Here is a 17,840-nt window from a genome sequence, read left to right on the forward strand (position 1 = left end):
GCGTCGAGGTCGACGACGGTCGCCCCGCCGCGCCCTGCGCCGTCGTCGCCCCGCGGGCCGGCCGCGGAGCCCGTGGGGGCGCCGACGGTGCCGGCGCTGTCCTCGGCGGCGGTGTCGCCGCGGGCGCCGTCCCGGGTACCGGCGAGCGGATCCGCCGCGACCTCGTCGGAGAGGCCCAGCTCGGCGTGGATCGCAGCCCAGACCCCGGGGCCGGGCGCCGTCACGGCGGGCGCCTCGGCCCGGCCGGCGTGCACGACGCGCTGCAGGGACGCGAGCTCGGCCGTGCAGTCCGGGCAGGAGGCGACGTGCTCCCGGCTCTGGGGGTCGAGGGCCTCACCCAGAGCCAGGAGCGTCAGCGACTCCTCACTCAGGTGTGCCATGACCGTCTCCCAATCGTGTTCGTAGGTTCGTGAGGCCGCGCCTCAGATGACTCTTGACCGTGCCGAGGGGCAGGTCCAGGTGCTGTGCGATCTGCTGGTGCGTGAGCTCCTCGTAGAACGCCAGCGCCATGATCGTCGACTTCGGGGGCCCGAGCCGCTCGACCTCCGCCCGCACCACGAGCCGGTCCACCAGCAGGTCCGACTCCTCGTGCCGCGGCTCCCGGTCGGTGCGCACCGCGTCCGCCTGGCGCCGCTCCGCCTCGCGGCCGGCGGTCCTCGCGGCGTCGGCGATGCAGTTGCGCGCGATCCCGATGAGCCAGGCGGGGGCCGAGGAGTGCTCGGGGCGGTAGCCGGACCGGTACTTCCACGCCCGGATGAAGACCTCCTGCACCACGTCGTCGGCACCCGCGTCGTCGCGCAGCGCCCGGAGGGCGAGACCCCGGATGACCCCGGCGCAGTGCCGGTACGCGGCACTCAGCGCCTGCTCGTCCCCCGCGGCGAACGCGGCGTCGAGCTCGGGTCCCCAGTCCGGGGGCGGCGGCGGCATCGTGGAAGGACTCCTCGTGGGGCGGAGGTCGTGGTCGCGGGCGGCCGGGCGGTGCCCGGGCGCACGAGTCGTGCCCAGCCTAGTGGACACCGGCCATCCGGTCATGCGCCTCTCGCCTCCCTCCGCCGCTCAGGGCACCGGGACCGCCCGCAGCACCACGTTGTCCTCGTAGTCCCCGATCTCCTCGAGCCACTCCCCGCCGCACGTCACGAGGTGGAGCACCGGCTCGCCGGTCCGGCGGAACAGGTCCGCCTCCGCGAGGGACTTCTTGTGCACGTGCTGGACGGACTCGGTGCGGTAGCGCTGGACGCTCCCGTCCGCGCGCTCCACGCGGACCTCCGCCCCGACCGGCACGTCCTTGAGCCGCGCCATCGGCGTGACCTCGGTGAGGGTGTCGACGTGGCCGGCGACGACCGCGGCGCCCTCGTCCGCCCCGGGGGACGGACCGTACCGGTACCAGCCCAGCTCCACGTGGTTGTCCGGGATGGTCATGGCCCCGTTGTCCTCGACCCCCACCGGGACCACCGGCATGTCGATCGGGGAGCCGTCCACGACCACCCGCACGGGGGCGGGTACCTTCTCGGCGGGCGCCTGGGTGGCGGGAGCGACCGGGATCTCCGCGGGTGCCGCGGCGGACTGCGCCGGGGCCTCCGCGGAGACCGGACGGTCGAGGCCGGCGAGTGCCGGCACCGCCTCCTCGCCCTGGTACGGTCCCGCCGCCAGGGAGTTCGCGGGCGGCACGGCCCCGCTCTCCGGGAGAGCGGTGACGGCCGCTGCCGCGAGCAGGGACACCGAGGCGACCGCCCCGGCACCCACCGCCGCCAGACGACGACGACGGGTGCCGGGAGTTGTCGGTCCGGGCGCGCGGTGGGCCGCAGCCTGCCGCGCACCCGGACCGTGCCTGTCAGGACCGCTCACTACCGGCGGTTCCCCGCGAGCACCCGGCGGGCACCGTACGCCGCGCCGATCAGCCCGAGCGCACCGGCGGCCGCGAGGCCGGCGGTCAGCATCGTGCGCTGCTCCTGGGCCGCGAGGCCGGACTGGCCGCCCGGCACGGCCTCGGGCGCCTGCTCCATGCCCTCCAGGGTCTGGACGGCGAGGTCCAGGTTCCCGGCCTCGAGGGAGCCCCACGCGTACACGATGTTGTGGGTGCCCTCGGCGAGCTCGAGATCGGCGGGGCCGATGACCGGGTCGGTGGTGCCCGCGGCGGCCACGGACGCCGAGACCGTGCCGGCGTCGACCGGGAGGGTCTCCTCGTTCGGGTTCTCGAGCCCGGTGATGATCGCCTGGTCGCCCGCGAGGACGTCCACGGCCGGGGCCGCGGCCACGTGCCGGACGGTCAGGTGCGACTTCCCGGCCTCGATCTCGGACATGTCGTTGGTGAACAGCGCGGCCGTGGGGTTGCCCTCGGCGTCGAGGTGGGCCGCGGCCGTGTAGCTCATCCCGGTCTGCAGCTCGGCGGTGACGGGACCGATGATCGGCTCCGAGGCGTCGGCGGCGTCGGGGGCCGTGATGGCCAGGTCGTAGCTGCCGGCGGGCAGCTCCAGCGGGCCGGCCAGGGTGCCCGGCTCGAAGTCGTCGAGGGTGAGCTCACCGTTGACGTAGACGTCCACGACGGTGTCGGGGACGCCGTGGAGCACGGAGAGCTCGGCGTGCTCGGCGGCGAACGCCGGGCTCATGCTGAGGGCACCGGCACCGAGGCCGAGGACTGCTGCGGCGGAAAGGGTCTTGCGCATGGTAACTGCTCCTTGAACGGGCTCCCTGGCGGAAGCGGAATCGACCTTGCACCCGTACTACCGCCGTGGACCCCTCCGTGGATGCAGCAGGTCACATTTTTTCCGAGAAGTTTTTCCGGGCCCGTTCCGCACCACCATGAAGAGGGCGGCGCCGTGGCCCGCGCGGCGATCCCGCTGCTCCGGGCCTCCGGACGGGATGCGATCGTCAACGTGGCCTCCGAGGCGGCCCTGCGCGGCTCCGCCGCGGGCGCGGCCTACACCGCCTCCGAGCACGCCGTGGCCGGGCTGACGAAGAGCACCGCCCTCACGCACGCCGCGGACGGCATCCGCACCAACGCGGTCGCCCCCGGCGCCACGGCCACGGCAGAGCAGGTCGCCGCCGTCATCGCCTTCCTCGCGAGCGACGACGCCTCCAACGTCAACGGCGTGATCATGCCCTCGGACGGCGGCTGGTCCGCGGTGTGACGCACCGCGCGGGGTCCGTGCCCCCGCGCGGTGCGCGGCTCACTCCTCCTCGAGCGTGGAGACCTCCTGCGGCTCGTCGAGGACGACCTCCTGGTCCTGCTCCACGAGGTCGTCGGGGTTCGCCTCGAGGGAGGACGCCTCCGAGCGGTCGGGCGCGTGCACCGGAGCCTCCTCGTCCTGGTCGTCGAGATCCTGCTGATCGGCGTCGATCGACTGCTCGAGCCGGTCGGCCTCGTCGTACTCGGGTACGTCGCTCATGACTGCCTCCTGCGTCGTGGGACCTGCGGGACCACCGGCCGTGGGGCCGGTCGTGTGCCTCCGACCCTACTCGTCGGGTCGTCTGTTCCCAGCCCCCTGGTGGTCGGATAACGTGGTCTGCACCACAGGAAGCACCGCTCAACAGCAGGAGTTGTCGATCATGACGAGCCGATTCCACCGCTACGCCGAACTGTTCAAGAGCAAGGGCCCCTGGTGCACCGTGTACACGGACATCAGCACCGGCACCGTCGACTCGCTGCACGCCATCGACGTGCTTCCGGAGAACATCTGCCGAGAGCTGGAGCGCCAGGGTGCGAGCAAGGCCGACCTCGCCGCGGTGGAGGCCGCCGTGCGCCCGGCCGAGGGCGTGCCGGACCCGGTGTGCCGGTACCTGCTGGTGCGCGGAGGCACCGTGGAGATCGACGAGGTCCTCCCCGGGCCCCGGGCCGGCAGCGGTGTCGTCCAGGTGGAGGACGTCCCCGATCTCACTCCCCTGTTCCGGCACCGCCCGGACGACTTCCCGTACGTGGTCGCCGAGGTGGGCCGGGACGGCGGCGAGATCTGCCTCCAGCACGCCAGCCGCGTCCGGGCCGCGGACGAGCAGCAGATCGAGGGCGAGACCGAGCACCTGAAGAAGTTCCCCGGGGGCGGCTGGTCGCAGGGGCGCTGGCAGCGGCACACGGAGGACGTGTGGCGGCGCAACACCGAGCAGGTGGCCGAGCAGATCGACAAGGTCGTGGCCGAGAGCGGGGCCCAGCTCGTCGTCCTGGCCGGGGACCTGCGGGCCCGGGGCCTGGTCGAGGAGCAGCTGTCCAAGGCGAGCCGGGGGATGCTGAGCGTCGTGGACGCCAACACCCGGGCGGAGGGCAGCAAGTCCGCCGACTTCGACCACCAGGTCGAGGAGCGCGTGGCGGAGGTCGTGGCGCACCGCCAGCAGGCGCTGCTCGAGCGGCTCGCCGAGCAGCAGGGACGCGCGGACCCCACCGCCGTCTCGGGGATGGCGCCCGTGGTCTCCGCCCTGCAGCAGGCCCAGGCGGAGACGCTGCTGATCGACGACACCCACCTGGACACGGAGCAGCAGCTCATCGCCCTGGACGCCGAGCCGTGGATCGCCCTGGAGGAGTCGGAGGCCGTGGGCGCCGGCGTGCTGGGCCGGGTCTCCGCCGACGCCGCGCTGGTGCGCGCCGCGGTGCTGACCGACGGCCGCCCCGTCTTCGTGCCGCCGGGGGCGCTGCCCCACGGCACGGACGTCGCGGCCCTGCTGCGCTGGAGCGCCGCACCGGCGTCCTGACCCGGCACGGACGAGGGGCCCCCGCACGCGGGGGCCCCTCGTCCGTGCCCTGCCCCGTGCTCTCGGCGGAGCCGCGGGGTCAGGGGACGGGGGTCAGAGGGCCAGCTGGCGGGCGGGGGTGTCCGCGGCGGAGGGCCTGCCCGCGTAGGCGCCCCGGAACGCGGCGGCGGGGTGGGTGCCGAGCACCTTGGTCTGCCCCTTGCCGTAGAGGTTCTCGCGCAGCGTGGTGCCCTCGTAGCCGGTGCGGTAGCGGCCGCGCTTCTGCAGCTCCGGCACGACCCACTCCACGAAGTCCTCGAACGAGCCCGGGGACACGTGGTAGGCGAGGTTGATGCCGTCCAGCCCGCCCTCGTCGATCCACCGCTCGAGCTCGTCGGCCACGGTCTGCGGGGACCCGACGATCGGCACGCCCATGCCGCCCATCGAGATGTGCTTGGCGACCTCCTCGATCGTCCACTTCTTGTGCGGGTCGGCCGTGGTGAAGGGGGTCAGGAAGGACTGGATCGAGTCGGTCTTGATGTACTCCAGGACGTCGTTCTCGTCGTAGCGGCCCAGGTCCAGCCCGGACCAGCCGCCCACGAGGCCCAGCGCGCCGTCGGTGTCCGCGTACCGCTCGTAGTCGCGGCGCTTCTGCTCGGCCTTCGCGTCGGTCTCGTCGACGATCACGTGCAGCATGGCGAAGATCTTGAGGTCGTCCCGGTTCCGCCCGCCGGCCTCCGCCTCGTCGCGCAGCTTGTCGGTCACCACCCGGGTCAGGTCCGGGCGGATGCCGCCCACGAACACCGCCTCCGCGTGGCGGCCGGCGAACGCCCGCCCGCGGGAGGAGGCCCCGGCCTGGAAGATCAGCGGCGTGCGCTGCGGGGACGGCTCGGTCAGCCCGATGCCGGGGACGTCGAAGTACTTGCCGTGGTGCTGGATCGGGTGGACGAGCGCCGGGTCGGCGAAGACCCCGTTGACCCGGTCGCGCCGGACCGCGCCGTCCTCCCAGGAGCCCTCCCAGAGCTTGTAGCAGACCTCCATGAACTCCTCGGCGATCTCGTAGCGCTCGTCGTGGGAGATCTGCTCCGTCAGCCCGTGGTTCTCGGCGGCCGACTTCAGGTAGGACGTCACCACGTTGAAGCCCATCCGGCCCTTCGTGAGGTGGTCGAGGGTCGCGAACTTCCGGGCGAGCGGGTACGGCTGCTCGTAGGTGATCGCGCTCGTCACGCCGAAGCCGAGGTGCTTCGTCACGGCCGCCATCGCGGAGATCTGCATGAAGGGGTCGTTGACCGGGATCTGGGTGGCGTCCCGGATCACCGGGGCCGCGGAGTTCTGGTAGACGTCGTAGTACCCGACGACGTCCGCGAGGAACAGCGCGTCGAAGAGCCCCTTCTCCAGGACCTGGGCGACGTCCGTCCAGTACTCGATCGTGTTGTACTCGTCCGCCCGGGAGCGGGGGTGCTTCCACAGACCGGGGGCCTGGTGGCCCACGCAGGTCATGTCGAAGGCGTTCAGGGCGATGCGCTTGCTCATGGGGTGTTCCTCCCGGGTCGATGCCGACCCGCGCCCGTGCGTCGTGGAGACCTGCCCGCGGGTCCGACGCACTGGTGGGCGCCGTACTTGCCGCGGAGCACGTGCACCGCGGCCCGATGTTCATCTGGGGCACCCCGCTACGGGAGAGGGTTGCCGCCCGACCAGCCAGAGCTTCGTGTCGGGACTCGTCATCGTCGTCGGGGGACAGCTTAGCGGGTGGCCCCTGACCGGGTGCAACCCCTGTGCGGTCCCGCCGCACGGGGACGGTCCCGGCCCGCATCGGGCCTGCGCCCACCCGGTTCGGGCGGCTCCGCCGGGTCGCTCAGCCGGGTCGTTCAGCCGGGCGGGGCGAGCGGCGGGGTCCGGCCCGGGTCCAGGGTCCAGCCCCGCCGGAGCAGGGACCGGAGCTCGATCAGGGGGCAGGTGTCCATGACCACGTCGAGGCCGGCCCGCTCCGCCCGGGCGGCGGCGTCCTCGTCGACGACGCCCAGCTGCAGCCACACCGCGGCGGCGCCCACGGCGATGGCCTGGTCCACCACCGCGCCGACGCGGCGGGAGTTCACGAAGCAGTCCACCACGTCGATCGGCCCCGGGACCTCGGCGAGCGTGCGGTGGCCGGACTCGCCGTGCACCGGCTCGCCCTTCGGGTTGACCGGGACGATCGTCATGCCGAGGTCGTCCCGGATCCGCTTCGCCACCGAGTGCGCCGGACGGGCCGTGTTGCCGGTCAGCCCCACCACGGCCCACCGGCCGGGCCGTGCCATGAGGCGGTCGATGACGGCGGGGTCGTTGCGGCTCATGCCCCCAGCCTGGCACGGAACCCGTTCCCCCTCCTTCTTCCTCCGCGGGATTGCACGTGTCGGCGACCTCGCGGAGGGGGGAGGGTCAGGAGAAGAGCGGCAGGAGGTCCGCGTGCGCGCCCAGCTCCGCACGCTCCTGGGCGGTCAGCTCCGCCCGGCCGGTGCCCACGCGGGCGAAGTGCTCGTCGCTCCAGTGCTCGAGCGGTTCCCGCTCCCACAGGTCGGTGAGGACCCGGCGGACCTCGGCGAGCCCGTCCACGGCGGGACCCGGGGAGCCGTCCAGGTGCTGGATCAGGTCCAGGTGGTGGACCGTGGCCTCCACCGCGAGGGTGCTCAGCAGGTCCTCGACGCGCAGCACGTGCCCCTGGGTGCGGACCGCGCCGTCGCCGCAGTGCTGCGCGGCGTGCACGAGCGCCCGGGTGGTCTCGCGGTGGAGGGCGCGCACCGGCTCCCAGTCCAGGACCATGGACGCGGCCACGCGGGTGTGGCGCCGGGCCTCGGCGGCCCCCGCGGGATCGCCGCCCCAGTCGGTCCAGTAGGTCGCGGCGTCCCGGTCGGGGCGGGCGGTGGTGGGCGTGTGCAGCGCGACCAGCCCCCGCAGGGCGTCCATCGCGCAGTGGTGGGTGAGGTCCCGGACCGACCACCCCGGGCAGCCAGTGGCGGCCCAGGAGTCGTCGTCGCCGAGCCCGTCGAGGACCGCGCCGAACGCCGCGCAGGCGTCGCGCACCAGGTCCGCCCGGGCCGGGCTTCTGCGGCTCGTCATGGGTCCATGGTGGGGCACGGAGGGCTCCCGTGCCAGCGATGTGTCGCGATCACCACGGATGCGACGGATTTGCCAGGGAACACGCCGAGGACGTTCAATTGGTGGTGTAACCATCCGGAGCGGCTGAGAGACCTGGCTCGTCGACGTCGCAGCAACCGGCACGGATCCGTCTGATCCTCCGTGCGAGGTGCTAATGCCAGGACCGATGGAGTTGATCATGAGCACTTCCCTGCTGGGCTCTGCGCCGGCCACCGCACCGGGCACCGCGAAGCGCGCCTTCTCCGTGGCCTTCGAGCACGTCGGCAAGGCCTTCCCGTCCGGCCGCGAGACCCACCACGTCCTGCAGGACGTCGACGTCACGGCCCGGCCCGGCGAGGTCCTGGCGGTCCTGGGGCCCTCGGGGTGCGGCAAGTCCACGCTGCTGCGGGCCGCCGCGGGGCTCGACACCGCCTCGGCCGGACGGGTGCTCATCGACGGCACCCCCGTGTCCGGCATCGACCCGCGCTGCGCGGTCGCCTTCCAGGAGCCCCGCCTGCTGCCGTGGCGCTCGGTGCGCGAGAACGTCCGCCTGGGCCTGCCCCGCGGACTCCCCCGGGACGAGGGGGACGCCGTGATCGACGACCTGCTGCGCCTGGTGGGGCTCACCGCGCACGCCGGCCACCGTCCCCGCGCGGTCTCCGGCGGCATGGCCCAGCGCGCGTCCCTGGCCCGGGCCCTGGCCCGCAATCCCGGGGTCCTGCTGCTCGACGAGCCCTTCGGCGCGCTCGACGCCCTGACCCGCCTGAAGATGCAGGACCTGCTGCTCACGATCCACGCGGCCCAGCCCACCACCGTCCTGCTCGTCACCCACGACGTCGACGAGGCGCTGCAGCTCGCGGACCGGATCGTGGTCCTGGGCCGGACCGGGCCCACCGCCCCGGCCTCGATCAGCACGATCCTCGCCGTCCCCGGCGAGCGCCCCCGGGACCGGGCCTCCGAGGTCCTCGCCGAGCTGCGCGTGCAACTCCTCGGCCACCTCGGCGTCGACACCCACCACCCCGCGACCCGCTGACGCGGCCCGCCCCCACCCCGATTCCCCTCCCCGGACCAGCGGCGGCACCCGCCCGCGCCGCCCGGCACCGTCCGTCCACCACGAAAGGCTCCGCCATGCCCCTGCCCCAGCGCTCCGTCCGCACCGTCCCCGCACTCGCCGCCGTCCTGGCCCTCGGCCTGACCGGGTGCATGGCCGGTGAGGGCTCCGGTGAGCCGCCCGCGGAGGCCGCCGGGGACGGCACCGTCCGCGTGGACTGGGCCACCTACAACCCGCTCTCCGTGGTGATCAAGGAGAAGGGCTGGCTCGAGACCGCGTTCGCCGAGGAGGGCATCGAGGTGGAGTGGGTGCAGTCCGCCGGGTCGAACAAGGCCAACGAGGCGCTGCGTGCGGAGGCGGTGGACATCGGCTCCACCGCGGGCTCCGCGGCGCTGCTGGCCCGCAGCAACGGCACCCCGATCCGGGTGATCGACCTCTACTCGCAGCCGGAGTGGTCCGCCCTGGTCACCGCCGCCGGCAGCGAGGTGCAGGAGGTCGCGGACCTCGAGGGCCGCACCGTGGCCGCGACCAAGGGCACCGACCCGTACTTCTTCCTGCTCCAGGCCCTCGACGAGGCCGGGGTGGACGCCGGGGACGTCACGATCCAGAACCTGCAGCACGCCGACGGCCGCGCCGCCCTGGAGAACGGCCAGGTGGACGCCTGGTCCGGGCTCGACCCGATCATGGCCGCCGCGGAGGAGAACGGCGCGGAGCTGTTCTACCGCAACGTCGACTTCAACACCTACGGCTTCCTCAACGCCCACGAGAGCTTCCTCGAGGAGCAGCCCGAGGCCGCCCAGACCGTGGTGGACGTCTACGCCTACGCCCGGCAGTGGGCGCAGGAGAACACGGAGGAGACCTCGCAGCTGCTCGCCGAGGCGGCCGGGATCGAGCTGTCCGTGGCCGAGAAGGTGCTCGAGCGCACCAACCTGGACATCGACCACGTGCCGGGCGACGAGCAGCTGGCGGTCCTCGAGAAGGTCGGGCCGATCTTCGTGGAGTCCGACGACGTGGCCGGCCAGGAGCAGATCGACGAGGCGCTCGGGAGCATCGTGGAGAGCTCCTACGCCGAGAACGCCGACGCCTCCCGCGCGGCCGAGCTGGTCGGGGCCGGGCAGTGACGCAGCCCCTGGCCCCCGCCGAGGAGGCGCAGCGTCTCGAGGACGCCCCCGCCGCGGCCCCCCGGCGGCGGCCGCTGCTGCGCACCGGGCTGGGCCTGCTGCTGCCCGCCGCGCTGCTGGTGCTGTGGCACGTGCTGTCCACCGCCGGCGTCTTCAGCGCCGTGCAGCTGCCGGCCCCGCTCGCGGTGCTCGAGGCCGGGATCGGCCTGCTGGCCGGCGGGGACCTGTGGACCCACGTGGGCATCTCGACCCAGCGCGTGCTGATCGGCTTCCTGATCGGCGCCGGGCTCGGCCTCGTGGCCGGGTCCTTCATCGGCCTCTCCCGCTGGGGCTCCACACTGGTGGGCCCCACGATCGGGGCGTTCCGGGCGGTGCCGTCCCTGGCGTGGGTGCCGCTGCTGCTGCTGTGGATCGGCCTCGGGGAGGACTCCAAGGTCACGCTGGTGGCCATCGGCGCGTTCTTCCCGGTCTACACCACCGTCTCCGCGGCCCTGCAGCACGTGGACCGCAACCTCATCGAGGCGGCGCGGGCGTTCGGGCTGCACGGGCTGCGCCTGCTCACCACGGTGCAGCTGCCGGCCGTCATGCCGTCGGTCATCTCGGGGCTGCGCCTGGCCCTGGCCCAGGCGTGGCTGTTCCTCGTGGCCGCCGAGCTGCTGGGCGCCTCCATGGGCCTGGGCTGGCTGCTCACCGACTCGCAGAACAACGGCCGCACCGACCGCCTGCTCCTCGCCATCGTGCTGCTCGCGGTGCTCGGCAAGGCGACGGACGCGCTGCTGGGGGTCTTCGAGAAGTGGGCCGCCAAGAAATGGGCCTGACACGTGCGCCTGGCACAGTGGAACCGTCGTCCGTGCCGGCCGGAAAGGACAGCAGCACCGTGAGCTTCAGCTGGAGCGACCCCTCCTCCCCCACCCCCAATCCCGCCCTGGTCTCGGACGAGGCCCGGATCGCCTTCTGGGAGGCGCAGGCGTCGCGCCTCGACTGGGCGCGGCCGTGGACCACCGCGCACCGCTTCGAGGCCCCGCGGCGGCTCGGGACGGACGAGCAGGGCGGCCCCACCTGGTCGGTCCCGGAGATCGCGTGGTTCGAGGGCGGCAGGCTCAACGTGGCCCACAACTGCGTGGACCGCCACGTCGAGGCCGGCCGCGGCGCCCACGTAGCCCTGTACTTCGAGGGAGAGCCCGGGGACCGGCTGGTCTACACCTACGCCGACCTGCAGCGGGAGGTCTCCCGCGCCGCCAACGCCCTGCTCGCCCTGGGCGTGGAGCAGGGCGACCGGGTGGTGATCTACCTCCCCGTCATCCCGGAGACCGTCATCATCACGCTGGCCTGCGCCCGCATCGGCGCGGTGCACTCCCTGGTCTTCGGCGGGTTCTCCGCCGAGGCGCTGCGCTTCCGCGTCGAGGACACCGGCGCCAAGGTCCTCGTGACCACGGACGGGCAGCACCGGCGCGGCGCCGTGGTGCCCGTGAAGGCCGTGGCCGACGAGGCCTGCAGCGGTGACAACGCGGTCGAGCACGTCGTCGTCGTGCGCCGCACCTCCCGGCCCGGACGCACGGACCTGCCGCGGGGCACCCGGGGGACGCACTCCAAGGAGGAGGACGCGGTCCCGTGGACGCGCGGGCGGGACGTGTGGTGGCACGAGCTGATCGCCGACCAGTCCGACGTGCACGTGCCCGAGGCGTTCGACGCCGAGACGCCGCTGTTCATCATCTACACCTCCGGGACCACCGGACGGCCCAAGGGCCTGGTGCACACGATGGGCGGCTACCTCGTGCAGACCGCCTACACCCACGCGCTGCTGTTCGACCTGCTGCCCGACGTCGAGGACGAGGACGGCGTGCTGCGCCCGGACGAGCTGGCCACCGTCAACGACCCCGCGAAGGTGGACTCGACCGTCCACTGGTGCACCGCGGACCTCGCGTGGGTCACCGCGCACACCTACGAGATCTACGGGCCGCTGGTCAACGGCGTGTCCGAGGTGATCTACGAGGGCACCCCGAACACCCCGCACTGGGGCCGGCACTTCGAGGTGGTCGAGCGCTACGGGGTCACCGCCTACTACACGGCGCCCACGCTGATCCGCTCCCTGATGGGCGCGTTCCCGAAGGGCGTCCCGCCGCTCTACAACCTCAACTCGATCCGGCTGCTCGGCTCCGTGGGCGAGTCGATCAACCCCGAGGCCTGGCGCTGGCTGCGCGCGCAGCTGGGCAGGGACGAGGTGCCGTTCGTGGACACGTGGTGGCAGTCCGAGACCGGCGCCACCGTGATGTCCCCGCGGCCGCACGACCCCCAGTTCGCGCCCCCGGGGACGTTCGACGACGGAGCCCCGCGCACCGCGCTCAAGCCCGGCTGCGCGACCCGGGCGGTCCCGGGGATCTCCACCCGCGTGGTCGACGAGGCCGGGGAGACGGTCCCGCCCGGGGTGCAGGGCTTCGTGGTGGTGGACCGGACCGGTCCCTCGATGGCCCGCACCGTGTGGGGCGACCCGCAGCGCTACCTCTCCTCCTACTGGCAGGCCTACGCCGAGCAGGGCTGGTTCCTCGCCGGGGACGGCGCCCGCTACGACGAGGAGGGGGACATCTACATCCTGGGGCGGGTCGACGACGTCATCAACGTCTCCGGGCACCGGCTGTCCACCATCGAGATCGAGTCGGCGCTCGTCACCCACCCGTGGGTGGTGGAGGCCGGTGCCGCGCCGGTGCGCGACGAGCTGACCGGGCACGCGGTGCTCGCCTACGTGGTGCTGACCCCCGAGGCCGCCCGGGTCCCGGCGGAGGAGCTGACCGCGGCCCTGCGCGAGCACGTGGCGCACGAGATCGGGCCGATCGCCAAGCCGCGGGCGGTCGTGGCGGTCCCGGACCTGCCGAAGACCCGGTCCGGGAAGATCACCCGGCGGCTGCTCGCGCAGCTGTGGGAGGGCGCCCCGCTCGGTGACCGGTCCTCGCTGCAGAACGAGGAGTCCCTCGAGCGCATCGCCGACGTCCTGGCCGCACGGCGCTAGCCCCCGCCGCGAGGGGTCGCTTCCGGCGCTCCTCCGGCCGCGGGGGGTCGCTTTCGGTCGGAATGAGCTGCTCGCACCGGCGGAAAACGACCCCTCGCGCCGCCGCGGAGGCGGGAAACGACCCCTCGGCGCGGCTCCGTGACGGTCCGCGACCCCCTCCGCAAGGACGTTGAGACTTGTGACGTCTCAGCTCGCACCGCCCCTAGGATGAATGCCGTGAACGACTCCCCCCGCCCCGCAGGCACGGCCCGCTCCGCGCCGGACGGGCTGCTGCCCGCCCTGCCGAACACCGACCTCAAGCTCGCGATGGCCGCCTCCGGCGCCCTGTTCTCGGGCTACGTGCTGGTGCACATGCTGGGGAACCTGAAGGTCTACCAGGGCGCGCAGAAGTTCGACGCCTACGCCGAGCTCCTCCGCACGGCGGGCGCCCCCGTGCTGCCGCGCGGCACGGTGCTCTGGGCGGCCCGCGGCGTGCTCGCAGCCGGCCTCGTGGTCCACACGGGCGCCGCCGCGGTGCTCACCGCGCGGTCCTGGGCGGCGAACGGGACGCTGCTGCCGCGCACCGGCCGGCGTCCGCGAGGTCGTCGTCGCTCCCCGTGGACGGTGGCGAAGCGCTCGATGCGCAGCACGGGCGGCGTGCTCGGGCTGTTCACCCTCTTCCACGTGCTCGACCTGACCCTGGGCGCCCGGCCCGCCGCGGCCCGGGACTTCGAGCACGGCAGCGCCCACGCCAATCTCGTGGCCAGCCTCTCCCGCCCGCCGGTGGCCGCCGCCTACGCCCTGTCCATGGCGGCGCTGGCCGCCCACCTGGTGCACGGCATCCCGGAGATCGCCAATGACGTGGGCGTGGGCGGTGACCGGCGCTTCCAGCGGCGGCTGCGGATCGCCGCGAACGCGTTCGGCGCCGCGGTGGCCGCCGGCAACACCACGATCCCGGTGGCCGTGCTGACCCGCGCGGTGCGCTGAGCCCCGTGGCCGCCCTTCCCCGCCTGCGGGACGACCTCCCGCGGGACGCCCTGCTGCGGGACGACGTCCTGCAGGACGACCTTCTTCGAGACGACTTTCTTCGAGACGACAAGGATCCGAGCGAGTGAGCACCTTCTCCCTGACCGTGGACGTGTGGCGCCAGCCCTCCCCGGAGGAGCCCGGGGACTTCACGGCCTACGACGTCCCGGACGCGAGCCCGGACATGACCGTGCTCGAGCTGCTCGACCGGATCAACGCGCAGCTGGAGGCCGCCGGCGAGGACCCGGTGGTCTTCGACGACGGCTGCCGCGAAGGGGTCTGCGGCAAGTGCGGGGTGACGGTCGACGGCGTGGCGCACGGCCCCGAGCGCAACGCCGCGAGCTGTATGCAGCACCTGGGGGCCTACCGGGACGGGGACCGCGTGCGCATCGAGCCGCTGCGGGCGGCGTCCTTCCCGGTCAAGCGGGACCTCTCCGTGGACAAGAAGGCGCTGCGCCTCGTGGCGAAGGCGGGCAAGTTCCCGGTGGCGATGAAGGCCCTGGCCAACGGCGGCTGCATCAGCTGCGGGGCGTGCGTGGCGTCCTGCCCCAACGGGTCCGGCCAGCTGTTCGTGGGCACGATGCTGCGGGAGCTGCCGCCGCTGGCCAAGGACGACGCCGAGCGCCGCGAGCGTTCCGCCCGGGTGATCGACGCCTCCGAGGAGCAGTTCGGGCCCTGCTCCCTGCTCGGCGACTGCGTGGAGGTCTGCCCGGCCGGGCTGCCGATCGAGAACCTCTCCGCGGTGGCGCAGGAGAACCTGCGCAACCGTTTCCCGCGCCGGAGCAGGGACGCCCCGGACCCCGGATGACCCGGCGCGGCGCGCCTTGCCGCCCGGTGACGTGACTGCTACCTTTCGGGCACGCCCCCGAGACCATGAGGTGGATCACATGAGCGAGCGCCCCGGAAAGATCGTCCCCGAGCAGGGCGAGTTCGACTACGAGCCCGACGACCGCGAACCTGCCCGCCCGGCGGCGAAGACCTGGCTCTTCCGCGGCCTCGGCCTGCTGCTGGCCTTCCTGGTCTGGTTCCTGCTCGGCGGCGCGGACGTCTCGGCCGACGCCCGGGTGGTGGGTGCGGTCGCCACGCTGATGGCGGTCTGGTGGATGACCGAGGCGGTGCCGCTGTCCATCACCTCGCTGCTGCCCATCGTGCTCTTCCCGGTGCTCACGGCGCTCACCGTGGCCGAGACGACCGCACCCTACGCCAACCCGATCGTGTTCCTGTTCCTCGGCGGCTTCCTGATCGCGATCGCGATGCAGAAGTGGAACCTGCACCGCCGGATCGCGCTGCTGACCCTGCGCCGGGTGGGCACCCACCCGCGGCAGATCATCCTCGGCCTGATGATCTCCACAGCCTTCCTCTCCATGTGGGTCTCCAACACAGCGACCACGCTGATGATGCTGCCGATCGGGCTGTCCGTGCTGACCCTGGTGGTCGAGAACAGCCGCAACGCCGGCACCCGGGCCGAGACCGAGGCCATGGGCGAGGACATCCGCGGCGGCAAGGCCATCAGCGACGTCATCGACGACCGCGACGTGCGCCTGTTCGGCGTGGCCCTGGTCCTGGCGATCGCCTGGGCCGCCACCATCGGCGGCCTCGGCACCCTGCTGGGGTCCCCGCCCAACGCCATCGTGGCCGGCTACATCAGCGACGAGCTGGACCGGACCGTGGGCTTCGCGCAGTGGATGATGCTCGGCGTGCCGATCGTGGTGGTCTTCATCGGCCTCGCCTGGCTGCTCATCACCCGCGTCATCTTCCGCTTCAACCTGGCGGAGGTGCCCGGCGGCAAGGAGCTGATCAACGAGGAGATCGCCGCCCTGGGGCCCATGAGCAAGGGCGAGAAGACCGTGCTGGCTGTGTTCGTCATCGCCGCGTTCTTCTGGATCGTCCCGGGGCTGCTGTCCGGCATCGGCACCATCGGCGAGCAGCTGCCCTGGCTGGACCTCTTCGACGACACGGTGGTCGCCATCGGCGCCGGCGTGCTGCTCTTCCTGCTCCCCGGCGACAAGCAGGGCAACATGACCCTGGAGTGGAAGGACGCCGAGGAGGGCCTCCCGTGGGGCGTGCTCCTGCTCTTCGGCGGCGGCCTGTCGCTCGCCGCGGCCGTGGCCGGCACGGGCCTGGACGCCTGGTTCGGCGCGCAGGTCTCCGGGCTCGGCGCGCTGCCGATCGTCCTGCTGCTCGCGGCGGTGGTCACGATCGTCCTGCTCCTGACCGAGATCACGTCCAACACCGCCACGGCGGCCACGTTCATCCCGATCCTGGGCGGCGTCGCCGTCGGCATCGGGGTGGACCCCATGACGCTGCTCATCCCGGCGGCGCTGGCGGCCACGTGCGCGTTCATGCTCCCCGTGGGCACCCCGCCCAACGCCATCGTCTTCGCCACCGGCCAGGTCAAGATCGCCGAGATGGTGCGCGGCGGCATCGTCCTCAACATCGTGGGCGTCATCCTGATCACGATCTTCACCGTGCTCATCGGGCCCTTCGCCCTGGGCCTGGTGATCTAGCCCGTCCTCGTCCCGGCACAGGGGGGCCCGTGGGTGTCCACGGGCCCCCCTGTCGTGCCACCTCCTGCGTCAGGGGGCGTCGGTGCACCGGGCCAGCACGGCCTGCGTGAACTGCTCCGTGCTCGCCGTCCCGCCGAGGTCCCCGGTCAGGGTGCCGCCGGCCATGGTCTGCTCGAAGGCGGACTCCAGGTGCCGGGCCGCCCCGGTCTCCCCGAGGTGGTCCAGCATCATGGCGGCCGCCCACATCGTGCCCACGGGGTTGGCGATGCCCTGTCCGGCGATGTCGGGGGCGGAGCCGTGCACCGGCTCGAACATGGACGGGTGGGTCTTCTCCGGGTTCAGGTTCGCGCTGGGGGCGACACCGATCGAGCCGGCCGCCCCGGCGGCGAGGTCGGAGAGGATGTCGCCGAAGAGGTTGGAGGCGACGATCACGTCGACGCTCCGCGGCTTGAGGACCATCCGGGCGGCCAGCGCGTCGATGAGGACCTTCTCGACCGTCACGCCCGGGTACTCGGCGACCGTGGCCTCCACGACCTCGTCCCAGAACGGCATGGTGTGGATGATGCCGTTGGACTTCGTGGCCGAGACCAGCCGGCCCGTGCGGCGCTGGGCCAGCTCGGCGGCGTAGCGGGCGATCCGGGTGACGCCGGCGCGGGTGAACACGGACTCCTGGACGGCCATCTCCTCGGGCCGGCCGCGGTAGAGCCGGCCGCCGACCTCGGAGTACTCGCCCTCGATGTTCTCGCGGACGACGACGAGGTCCAGCTCGTCGAGCCCGCGCAGGGGCGAGGTCACGCCCGGGAGGATCCGGATCGGCCGGAGGTTGACGTACTGGTGGAACTCGCGGCGGATGGGGATCAGCAGGCCCCACAGGGTGACGTCGTCGGGGATGTCCGGGGCGCCCACCGCCCCGAGCAGGACGCCGTCGCCGGAGGCGAGCTGCTCGATGCCGTCGACGGGCATCATCCGGGAGTGGGCCCGGTAGTGGTCGGAGCCCCACCCCCGTTCGCGCCAGTCGACGGTGAAGCCGTGCGCCTGCGCCAGCGCGTCGACGCAGCGCAGCGCGGACGGCATGACCTCCTGGCCGATGCCGTCACCGGCGATCACGTCGATGGTGTAGTGCCGTGTCCTCGTCACCAGGTCCTCCGCAGCGTCGTGGGCGCGGGAAAGGCGGGCGCCTTCCGCGCATGGCGCAGATCATAGCGCCCCGGCCGGCCCGCCCGGGGTGCGGGCGGCGCCGCCCCGGGCCGGCGGTTGGCGCGGGGCGGCCCGGGGCAGCACAATGGGAGGCAGCCATCCCGAGCGGCCGAGGGACCTGGACCGACGACGCCGCAGCAACCGTGGTCGACGTCGCAGACCGCACGGTGCTACCGCCAGGACCG

Annotated in this window: 18 protein-coding genes, 1 pseudogene and 2 riboswitches; of the genes and pseudogenes, 10 read left to right on the forward strand and 9 right to left on the reverse strand. The window is 73.3% G+C overall.

Going from position 1 to position 17,840, the window contains the following annotated elements; genetic code table 11:
* From CRM73_RS06640 to CRM73_RS06655, 4 genes and pseudogenes are all read right to left on the reverse strand, one after another.
* Positions 1-380, reverse strand: a pseudogene (locus CRM73_RS06640) (anti-sigma factor); the annotation flags it as partial.
* The gene (locus CRM73_RS06645) at positions 364-927 is read right to left on the reverse strand and encodes an RNA polymerase sigma factor (RefSeq protein WP_035927855.1); all 564 of its coding nucleotides are present in this window, start codon (positions 925-927) and stop codon (positions 364-366) included. The pseudogene CRM73_RS06640 and the gene CRM73_RS06645, both read right to left, overlap by 17 nt.
* 129 nt (positions 928-1,056) lie before the next feature.
* On the reverse strand, positions 1,057-1,743 hold the full coding sequence (locus tag CRM73_RS06650; RefSeq protein ID WP_229587210.1) for a class F sortase: 687 nt from the start codon (positions 1,741-1,743) through the stop codon (positions 1,057-1,059).
* A 101-nt stretch (positions 1,744-1,844) separates the two neighbouring features.
* Positions 1,845-2,663 carry a DUF4397 domain-containing protein gene (locus tag CRM73_RS06655; protein WP_229587211.1) on the reverse strand — a complete coding sequence of 273 codons (819 nt, stop codon included), beginning with the start codon at positions 2,661-2,663 and terminating at the stop codon, positions 1,845-1,847.
* Between the two features lie 81 nt (positions 2,664-2,744).
* Between CRM73_RS06655 and CRM73_RS06660 the strand changes: the two genes are divergently transcribed.
* Positions 2,745-3,128: an SDR family oxidoreductase gene (locus tag CRM73_RS06660; protein WP_370658529.1), complete on the forward strand. Its 384-nt coding sequence runs from the start codon at positions 2,745-2,747 to the stop codon at positions 3,126-3,128.
* A gap of 39 nt (positions 3,129-3,167) precedes the next feature.
* Here CRM73_RS06660 and CRM73_RS06665 read toward each other — a convergent pair whose 3' ends face one another.
* Positions 3,168-3,386 (reverse strand): hypothetical protein, encoded by a 219-nt coding sequence (locus tag CRM73_RS06665; RefSeq protein WP_017833866.1) that lies wholly within the window; start codon positions 3,384-3,386, stop codon positions 3,168-3,170.
* 160 nt (positions 3,387-3,546) lie between these two features.
* Between CRM73_RS06665 and CRM73_RS06670 the strand changes: the two genes are divergently transcribed.
* A complete protein-coding gene (locus tag CRM73_RS06670) occupies positions 3,547-4,677 on the forward strand; it encodes a Vms1/Ankzf1 family peptidyl-tRNA hydrolase (protein WP_017833865.1) in 1,131 nt (376 codons plus the stop codon).
* Between the two features lie 93 nt (positions 4,678-4,770).
* Here CRM73_RS06670 and CRM73_RS06675 read toward each other — a convergent pair whose 3' ends face one another.
* The 3 genes from CRM73_RS06675 to CRM73_RS06685 all read right to left on the reverse strand — a co-directional run bounded on the left by CRM73_RS06675 (position 4,771) and on the right by CRM73_RS06685 (position 7,752).
* Positions 4,771-6,189: an LLM class flavin-dependent oxidoreductase gene (locus CRM73_RS06675; RefSeq protein WP_229587212.1), complete on the reverse strand. Its 1,419-nt coding sequence runs from the start codon at positions 6,187-6,189 to the stop codon at positions 4,771-4,773.
* 78 nt (positions 6,190-6,267) lie between these two features.
* A riboswitch (SAM riboswitch) is annotated at positions 6,268-6,382 on the reverse strand.
* A 142-nt stretch (positions 6,383-6,524) separates the two neighbouring features.
* Entirely contained in the window at positions 6,525-6,989 is a 465-nt protein-coding gene (locus CRM73_RS06680) for a CoA-binding protein (RefSeq protein WP_229587213.1), read from the reverse strand.
* 85 nt (positions 6,990-7,074) lie between these two features.
* Positions 7,075-7,752 carry a maleylpyruvate isomerase N-terminal domain-containing protein gene (locus CRM73_RS06685; RefSeq protein WP_017833862.1) on the reverse strand — a complete coding sequence of 226 codons (678 nt, stop codon included), beginning with the start codon at positions 7,750-7,752 and terminating at the stop codon, positions 7,075-7,077.
* A 107-nt stretch (positions 7,753-7,859) separates the two neighbouring features.
* A riboswitch (SAM riboswitch) is annotated at positions 7,860-7,964 on the forward strand.
* 5 nt (positions 7,965-7,969) lie between these two features.
* Between CRM73_RS06685 and CRM73_RS06690 the strand changes: the two genes are divergently transcribed.
* From CRM73_RS06690 to CRM73_RS06720, 8 genes are all read left to right on the forward strand, one after another.
* Positions 7,970-8,803 carry an ABC transporter ATP-binding protein gene (locus tag CRM73_RS06690; RefSeq protein WP_017833861.1) on the forward strand — a complete coding sequence of 278 codons (834 nt, stop codon included), beginning with the start codon at positions 7,970-7,972 and terminating at the stop codon, positions 8,801-8,803.
* A gap of 95 nt (positions 8,804-8,898) precedes the next feature.
* Positions 8,899-9,942 (forward strand): aliphatic sulfonate ABC transporter substrate-binding protein, encoded by a 1,044-nt coding sequence (locus CRM73_RS06695; protein WP_229587214.1) that lies wholly within the window; start codon positions 8,899-8,901, stop codon positions 9,940-9,942.
* Positions 9,939-10,760: an ABC transporter permease gene (locus CRM73_RS06700; RefSeq protein WP_095649792.1), complete on the forward strand. Its 822-nt coding sequence runs from the start codon at positions 9,939-9,941 to the stop codon at positions 10,758-10,760. The genes CRM73_RS06695 and CRM73_RS06700 overlap by 4 nt, the downstream gene beginning before the upstream one ends.
* Before the next feature lie 59 nt (positions 10,761-10,819).
* Positions 10,820-12,946, forward strand: coding sequence for an AMP-binding protein (locus CRM73_RS06705; protein WP_109268520.1), 2,127 nt, complete (start codon positions 10,820-10,822; stop codon positions 12,944-12,946).
* A 207-nt stretch (positions 12,947-13,153) separates the two neighbouring features.
* Positions 13,154-13,912, forward strand: a complete 759-nt coding sequence (locus CRM73_RS06710) for a succinate dehydrogenase (RefSeq protein ID WP_229587216.1) — start codon at positions 13,154-13,156, stop codon at positions 13,910-13,912.
* A gap of 5 nt (positions 13,913-13,917) precedes the next feature.
* Positions 13,918-14,040, forward strand: coding sequence for a hypothetical protein (locus CRM73_RS19735; protein WP_017833856.1), 123 nt, complete (start codon positions 13,918-13,920; stop codon positions 14,038-14,040).
* Positions 14,037-14,759: a 2Fe-2S iron-sulfur cluster-binding protein gene (locus CRM73_RS06715; RefSeq protein WP_017833855.1), complete on the forward strand. Its 723-nt coding sequence runs from the start codon at positions 14,037-14,039 to the stop codon at positions 14,757-14,759. The genes CRM73_RS19735 and CRM73_RS06715 overlap by 4 nt, the downstream gene beginning before the upstream one ends.
* 79 nt (positions 14,760-14,838) lie before the next feature.
* Positions 14,839-16,458 (forward strand): SLC13 family permease, encoded by a 1,620-nt coding sequence (locus CRM73_RS06720; protein WP_109268521.1) that lies wholly within the window; start codon positions 14,839-14,841, stop codon positions 16,456-16,458.
* Positions 16,459-16,527: 69 nt separating this feature from the next.
* Here the strand turns inward: CRM73_RS06720 and CRM73_RS06725 are convergent, their stop codons facing one another.
* Positions 16,528-17,595: a tartrate dehydrogenase gene (locus CRM73_RS06725; RefSeq protein ID WP_017833128.1), complete on the reverse strand. Its 1,068-nt coding sequence runs from the start codon at positions 17,593-17,595 to the stop codon at positions 16,528-16,530.
* Positions 17,596-17,840: the final 245 nt, after the last annotated feature.

The sequence above is a fragment of the Kocuria sp. CCUG 69068 genome, from assembly GCF_020833785.1.
Lineage (GTDB): Bacteria > Actinomycetota > Actinomycetes > Actinomycetales > Micrococcaceae > Kocuria > Kocuria rosea.